Source organism: Streptomyces netropsis (assembly GCF_014203545.1).
GTDB classification, from domain to species: Bacteria; Actinomycetota; Actinomycetes; order Streptomycetales; family Streptomycetaceae; genus Streptomyces; species Streptomyces netropsis.
Map to the genome: position 1 here is coordinate 518045 of NZ_JACHJG010000005.1, position 7370 is coordinate 525414.

Genomic DNA, 7370 nt, shown 5'->3' on the forward strand with positions numbered 1-7370 from the left:
GGAACCGCCGCATGGACCGCCTCGACAACACCGCGCGCCCCTACGCCTGGGGCTCCACCACCGCGATCCCCGATCTGCTCGGCACCCCGCCCACCGGCGAGCCCCGGGCCGAGCTGTGGATGGGCGCGCACCCCGGCGCCCCCTCCCGTGTCGACCGCGGCGACGGCCCCCACGCGCTCTCCGACACGATCGCCGCCGACCCCGAGGGCGAGCTGGGCACCGCGGCCGTCCGACGCTTCGGGCCGCGGCTGCCGTTCCTCCTCAAGGTCCTCGCCGCCGCCGCCCCGCTCTCCCTCCAGGTCCACCCCGACCTCGCCCAGGCCCGCGACGGCTTCGCCGCCGAAGAGGAGCGCGGCATCCCCCTCGACGCCCCGGACCGCAACTACAAGGACGCCAACCACAAACCCGAGCTGATCTGCGCGCTCACGCCCTTCAACGGCTTCTGCGGCTTCCGCGACCCCGCCGCCACCGCCGACCTGCTCGCCGCCCTCGACGTCGACTCCCTCAAGCCGTACGTCGACCTCCTGCACGCCCACCCCGAGGCGGACGCCCTGCGCGAGGTCCTCACCGCCGTCCTGACCGCCGACCGCGCCGTCATGGCCGAGACCGTCGCCCAGGCCGCCGACGCCGCCGAACGGCTCGCCGAGGAGGACGGCCCGCACCGGGACGCGTACGCCGCGTACGCCGACGTGGCCCGGCACTTCCCCGGCGACCCGGGCGTCATCGCCGCCATGCTCCTCAACCACGTGTGCCTCCAGCCCGGCGAGGCCCTCTACCTCGGCGCCGGCGTCCCGCACGCCTACCTCGACGGCCTCGGGGTCGAAATCATGGCCAACTCGGACAACGTGCTGCGCTGCGGTCTGACGCCCAAGCACGTCGACGTGCCCGAACTGCTGCGCGTCGTCCGCTTCGAGAGCGGCGATCCCGGTGTCCTGCGCCCGGAAGCCGACGCGGCGGGCGAAGAGGTCTACGAAACGCCGATCGACGAGTTCCGGCTCTCCCGGTACGTCCTCGCTCCCGGTGCCGAGGCGGGGGCCGTCCTGCCGTCCGGCGCCGCGCAGATCCTGCTGTGCACCGCCGGCTCCGCCGTACTGCGGGACGCCGAGGGCGCCGAACTGCGCCTCGACCGGGGCCAGTCCGTCTTCGTACGGGCCGACGAGCGCATCGCCCTGCACGGCGAGGCCACCGTCTTCCGCGCCACAGTGGTGGCCTGACGCGCACTGCCGCCCTACGGCTGCAACAATGACCCGCCGTAAAGGAAAAGCAAAGCAATTCCAGGGGCGGAAGGGACAAAAGGCACACATGAGTGCATCAGGCGGAACCAAGGCCATCGTCGCCGCGCTGGGCGCGAATCTGGCCATCGCCGTGGCGAAGTTCGTCGCGTTCGCGTTCAGCGGCTCGTCGTCGATGCTCGCCGAAGGCGTGCACTCGGTGGCCGACTCGGGCAACCAGGCGCTGCTCCTGCTCGGGGGCAAGAAGGCACAGAAGCAGGCGAACGAGGAACACCCCTTCGGCTACGGCCGCGAGCGGTACATCTACGGATTCCTCGTCTCCATCGTCCTGTTCACCATCGGTGGCGTCTTCGCCCTCTACGAGGGCTACGAGAAGATCCAGCACCCGCACGACCTGGACAACTGGTACTGGCCGGTCGGTGTGCTCGTCTTCGCGATCATCGCCGAGGGCTTCTCGTTCCGCACGGCCATCAAGGAGTCGAACGAGCTGCGCGGCAAGCAGTCGTGGAGCTCCTTCATCCGTACGGCCAAGGCCCCCGAGCTGCCCGTCGTCCTCCTGGAGGACTTCGGCGCCCTCGTCGGCCTCGTGCTCGCGCTCGGCGGCGTGCTGCTGACCATGGGCACCGGCGACGGCGTCTGGGACGGCATCGGAACGCTGTGCATCGGCGCCCTGCTCGTCCTGATCGCGCTGGTCCTGGCCGCCGAGACGAAGTCGCTGCTGCTCGGTGAGGCGGCCGGCGCCGAAGACGTCGCCAAGATCCGCACCGCGGCCGTCGACGGCGAGTCCGTGACCCGGGTCATCCACATGCGCACGCTCCACCTGGGACCGGAGGAGCTGCTGGTCGCCGCCAAGATCGCGGTACCGGCCGAGTCCTCGGCCGCCCAGGTCGCCGCGGCGATCGACGCGGCCGAGGCACGGATCCGCGAGGCCGTCCCGATCGCCCGGGTGATCTACCTGGAGCCGGACATCTACGACGCGGACGCCGCTGCCGCGGGCGCGGACCCCGCCACCACCCCCGGCGGCCCGGCCCTCCACTGAGCCCCGGCCCTCCCCCCCGGGGGAGGCGCTCGACGCATGAACGAAGGCCCCCGCGGCATCCGCGGGGGCCTTCGCGCGCTACGGGACCTACTGGATCTCGCCCAGCACCCGCATGATCGCCTCGGTGTCCGGAGCCGCCAGCAGCCGCTCCCGGAAGCCCGGGTCCATCAGCCTCCGGGACAGCAGCGCGAGGATCCGCAGGTGCACATCGCCCGCGGCCGCCTCCGGCACCGCGATCATGAAGATGAGCCGGGCCCTCGTCCCGTCCGGGGCGCCCCACTCGACGCCCTCGGCGGACCGGGCGAAGCCCACGATCGGAGCCGAGACGGCATCCGTCTTGGCGTGCGGAATGGCGATCTCCTCGCCGAGCCCGGTCGTGCCCAGGGCCTCCCGGGCGAGGGCCGTGGCCACGAGCGCGTCGGTGTTCGTCACCTTGCCGGTGGCGGCGAGCAGTTCGGCCATCTCACGGATCGCCGCTTCCTTCTCGTCCGCCACGAGGCGCTGCCGCACCGTCAGCTCGGTGAGACAGCCGGAGAGCACCTCGCCGACGCCCGGGACCGGCAGCGCCCCGGCCGCCACCGGGGCGGGCGTGGAGGTTGTGGGGGGCGCGCTCGAAGCGGCGCCTCCGACGGGCATGCCGCTTCCCACGGTCGTGCCGCTTCCCACGGACATCAGGGTGACCGTCGTCAGCGCGGTCGCCGCCGCGCCGACGGCGATGGCGATGAAGAACATCGGCACCCCACCGACCGCGCCCAGCACGGCCACGATCGGACCGCCGTGCGGCACGCTGTCCGTGACCGCCGCGAGCCCCGCGATGGCGCCCGCCACCGCGCCGCCCACCATGTTCGCCGGAATCACCCGGGCGGGCCGTGCGGCAGCGAACGGAATGGCACCTTCCGTAATGCCGAAGAACCCCATGAACAGCGCCGCCAGACCGGTCTCCCGCTCCTGTTCGCTGAACAGCTTCCGGTGCATCAGCGTCGCCAGGCCCTGACCGAGCGGCGGCACCGGGATGGCCGCCGCGCACATGCCCATGATCTCCGGGTTCTTGGAGACCAGGCCCGCGCCGAAGAGGAACGCCGTCTTGTTGACCGGCCCGCCCATGTCGAACGCGATCATGAGGCCGAGGATCACCCCGAGCAGCGCCGCGCTCGTCCCCGTCAGACCGGCGAGCCAGTCCGTCAGATGCTCGAAGACCCACGCGATCGGTTTGCCGAGGACGTAGATGAAGAACAGACCGAGCGCCGAGGTCGCCACGACCGGGATGACGATGATCGGCATGATCGGCCGGACGAACCGGGGGACCTCGACCTTCTTGATCCACACGACCAGATAGCCGGCCAGGAAGCCCGTGACGATCGCACCGATGAAGCCCGCGCCCGATTCCGAGCCGTACAGCGCGCCGGTATTGGCGATCCAGCCGCCGATCATGCCGGGGACGAGCGCGGGCCGGTCGCCGATGGCGTACGCGATGTAGCCGGACAGGATCGGGATCATCAGCGTGAAGCCGATGACGCCGATGTCGTTGACGTGCTTCCAGAAGGAGCCCTCCGGGATCACCAGACCGCCGTCGGGCTGCGCGTGCCCGCCCAGCGCGAGCGACACCGCGATCAGCAGCCCGCCGACGACGACGAACGGAATCATGTACGAGACGCCGTTCATCAACGCCTTGTAGCCGACGCCGCGCTGCTTCCCGCCGCCCCCGCCCGGCCCGCCGACCGTCGCCGTGGGCCCCGCTCCGCCGCCCGTCCCGTCGCCTCGGTGGACCGGCGCGCTGCGGACCCGCTCGATCAGCCGCTCCGGGTGGTGAATGCCCTCGGCGACACCGACCGACAGCACCCGCTTGCCGGCGAAGCGGCTCAGATCGACGTCCTTGTCGGCGGCGACGATGATGCCGTCCGCCTGTATGACATCGTTGTCAGACAGTACGTTCTCGGCGCCGATGGACCCCTGGGTCTCCACCTTCATCTCGTGACCGAGCGCCTGTGCGGCCTGCACCAGCTTCTCGGCGGCCATGTATGTATGGGCGATCCCGGTGGGGCAGGCGGTCACGGCGAGGAGCTTGAGCCTCGGCCCGCCCGTCCCCGCGCCGTCGGGGGGATCGGCTGGACTGGTCACATGGATCTCCTCACCACTTGTTGCACGGGAGGGCGCTGTGTCCCCCCGCGTTCACCGCATCCTGCAACACGCGACCGGCCGGGCAAAGCGATACGGCTCTCAAATCCCGCCGCCGACAGGGTCGCTGAGCGGCCGGAACCTGTCGCTCCGCCCGACGGAGGCCGAACGGGGCTGGGGTTCACCGGGCAGCCCGGTGTAGATTCGTGACCAGAGCCAGACGTCGCTGCTGATGGCGGTCGGGCGGCCCGCACGACGGACCGGCCGAGGGAGAGAGGGCCTCCGACGGACTGCGCTGCGGCCAGGGGACGAGTGTGTCCACAATGTCCAGCAGCCTGACCGCGTGCACGGCCGTACCCACCCTCGCTCGCCCCTCAGGAGGAGCAGCCCGTATGACCACCACCTCCACCGGCCAGGACTTCAAGGTCGCGGACCTGTCGCTGGCAGCTTTCGGTCGCAAGGAGATCACCCTCGCCGAGCACGAGATGCCCGGTCTGATGGCGATCCGCAAGGAGTACGCGGAGGCGCAGCCGCTGGCCGGCGCCCGTGTCACCGGTTCGCTGCACATGACCGTGCAGACGGCCGTGCTCATCGAGACGCTGGTGGCGCTGGGCGCCGAGGTGCGCTGGGCGTCCTGCAACATCTTCTCCACCCAGGACCACGCCGCCGCGGCCATCGCCGTCGGCCCGAACGGCACCCCCGAGAACCCGCAGGGTGTCCCGGTCTTCGCCTGGAAGGGCGAGACCCTGGAGGAGTACTGGTGGTGCACGGAGCAGGCGCTGACCTGGCCGAACACCCCCACCGGCGGCCCGAACATGATCCTGGACGACGGCGGTGACGCCACCCTCCTGGTGCACAAGGGTGTCGAGTTCGAGAAGGCCGGTGCCGCTCCGGACCCGTCCACGGCGGACAGCGAGGAGTACGCGCAGATCCTCACCGTCCTGAACCGCACGCTGGGCGAGAACCCCCAGAAGTGGACCCAGCTGGCGTCGGAGATCCGCGGCGTCACCGAGGAGACCACCACCGGTGTCCACCGCCTGTACGAGATGCAGCGCGACGGCAACCTCCTCTTCCCGGCGATCAACGTCAACGACGCCGTGACGAAGTCGAAGTTCGACAACAAGTACGGCTGCCGCCACTCGCTGATCGACGGCATCAACCGCGCCACCGACGTCCTCATCGGCGGCAAGGTCGCGGTCGTCTGCGGCTACGGCGACGTCGGCAAGGGCTGCGCGGAGTCCCTGCGCGGCCAGGGCGCCCGGGTCATCATCACCGAGATCGACCCGATCAACGCCCTGCAGGCGGCGATGGACGGCTTCCAGGTCACCACCCTGGACGACGTCGTCGAGATCGCCGACATCTTCGTCACCACGACGGGCAACAAGGACATCATCATGGCCGCCGACATGGCCAAGATGAAGCACCAGGCCATCGTGGGCAACATCGGTCACTTCGACAACGAGATCGACATGGCCGGCCTGGCCAGGATCCCGGGCATCGTCAAGGACGAGGTCAAGCCGCAGGTCCACACCTGGACCTTCTCCGACGGCAAGGTCCTCATCGTGCTGTCCGAGGGCCGCCTGCTGAACCTGGGCAACGCGACCGGACACCCCTCCTTCGTGATGTCGAACTCGTTCGCGGACCAGACCCTGGCCCAGATCGAGCTCTTCACGAAGCCCGAGTCCTACCCGACCGACGTCTACGTGCTGCCGAAGCACCTGGACGAGAAGGTCGCCCGTCTCCACCTCGACGCCCTCGGCGTCAAGCTCACGACGCTCCGCCCGGAGCAGGCCGCCTACATCGGCGTCCCGGTCGAGGGCCCGTACAAGCCGGACCACTACCGCTACTGATCGCACCCGCGCCAGAAGCCGGTAGCCCCACAGCCGGTACCAGGCCCCCGCCCTCGGCGGGGGCCTGTCCCGTTCCCCGTCAAGGACCCCACCATGCCCCGCGGCCGCTACTCCCTCCACGACCCGCACGATCACACCCCCCTCGGTGAAGAGCACTTCCACTGCGCCACTGGCCCGTCCGGCTGGCGCTACGTCTCCCAGACCACCGCCCCCTCCGGCGACCACTCCGGTTCCGTCGACCTCACCCTCGACGAACTCGGCCGCCCGATCCGCCTCCAGCTCCATGCCGCGAGCTGGCAGGTGCGCGGCGCCGCGCTCGACGGGGTGACCTGGGTCCGCACGGACCCGAGCGGCGAGCACGCGACAGAGGGCAACGTCGCCGCCCACACCTTCACCGGCACCTCCCCGGCCTTCTACGTAGCCGTCTCCCGCCTCCTCCGGCTGTCCCCCGGCGGGGGAGCCACCCGGGTCCGACTCGTCGCCTTCACCGCCCCCGTCCTCGCCCCGCGCACCCTCGACCAGTCGTGGGCGCTGATCAGCAGGACAGCACACGCCACTGACAACGGCCCGCTGGAGGTGGACGAGTACCAGGTCAGCGCCCTGGACACCGGTGAGCAACACACGGTCCACCTGGCCGGCGACGTGGTTCTCTCGGCCCCGGGCATCGAGCTCGAGGAGCTGGAAAGCCCGCCCTCGTCGTTCAGCTGACGGCCCGGTTCGGGCGGAGGCGCCGTCGTCCACACCGATGGGTGTGCCGCCGGATGTGCATCGACCCCCGCTGACCTGCTACTGTCCTCTTCGCCCCAGAAAACCTGTTGACACAGGATGACTGGGGAGGTAGATTCGAGCAGTTGCAACGAACTGGACAGGTTCACTCGCAACCGTTAGTATCTGAATCGCTTCGGACTGTGAATTGAATTCACACCGAGCATCTTCGACTCCTTGTTGGAAGCGGAAAGGCCGATTAGCTCGGCCGGAACGAATCTGATAAAGTCGGAATCGCCGGAAAGCGAAAGCAAGAAGGCGAAACCCCTCCGATGGGGATCGGAAACGAAATTCGAGCCGGGAACGGCACGGAAAAGGATCTGATAGAGTCGGAACACGAAATACCGAAGGGAAGCGCCCGGAGGAAAG

The 7370-nt window shown here is 70.0% G+C and carries 5 protein-coding genes; 4 read left to right on the top strand and 1 reads right to left on the bottom strand.

All coding sequences use genetic code 11. The features are described 5' to 3' along the window. Positions 1-11: 11 nt before the first annotated feature. Together manA and FHS38_RS15800 are read left to right on the top strand one after the other, a co-directional pair. Entirely contained in the window at positions 12-1214 is a 1203-nt protein-coding gene (manA, locus tag FHS38_RS15795) for a mannose-6-phosphate isomerase, class I (protein WP_184734153.1), read from the top strand. An 88-nt stretch (positions 1215-1302) separates the two neighbouring features. Next, complete coding sequence (locus tag FHS38_RS15800) at positions 1303-2271, top strand: cation diffusion facilitator family transporter (RefSeq protein WP_184734154.1); 969 nt, start codon at positions 1303-1305, stop codon at positions 2269-2271. Between the two features lie 87 nt (positions 2272-2358). Here the strand turns inward: FHS38_RS15800 and FHS38_RS15805 are convergent, their stop codons facing one another. Further along, positions 2359-4389, bottom strand: a complete 2031-nt coding sequence (locus tag FHS38_RS15805; protein WP_184734155.1) for a fructose-specific PTS transporter subunit EIIC — start codon at positions 4387-4389, stop codon at positions 2359-2361. A gap of 389 nt (positions 4390-4778) precedes the next feature. Between FHS38_RS15805 and ahcY the strand changes: the two genes are divergently transcribed. Continuing rightward, entirely contained in the window at positions 4779-6236 is a 1458-nt protein-coding gene (gene ahcY / locus FHS38_RS15810; protein ID WP_184734156.1) for an adenosylhomocysteinase, read from the top strand. Positions 6237-6329: 93 nt separating this feature from the next. Beyond that, a complete protein-coding gene (locus FHS38_RS15815; RefSeq protein ID WP_184734157.1) occupies positions 6330-6944 on the top strand; it encodes a hypothetical protein in 615 nt (204 codons plus the stop codon). Positions 6945-7370 lie beyond the last annotated feature (426 nt).

Excerpts from the sequence above, each read along its gene's own strand:
- FHS38_RS15800 (WP_184734154.1), top strand. The coding sequence starts at position 1,303 with ATGAGTGCATCAGGCGGAACCAAGGCCATCGTCGCCGCGCTGGGCGCG.
- ahcY (WP_184734156.1), top strand. The coding sequence starts at position 4,779 with ATGACCACCACCTCCACCGGCCAGGACTTCAAGGTCGCGGACCTGTCG.
- manA (WP_184734153.1), top strand. The coding sequence starts at position 12 with ATGGACCGCCTCGACAACACCGCGCGCCCCTACGCCTGGGGCTCCACC.
- FHS38_RS15815 (WP_184734157.1), top strand. The coding sequence starts at position 6,330 with ATGCCCCGCGGCCGCTACTCCCTCCACGACCCGCACGATCACACCCCC.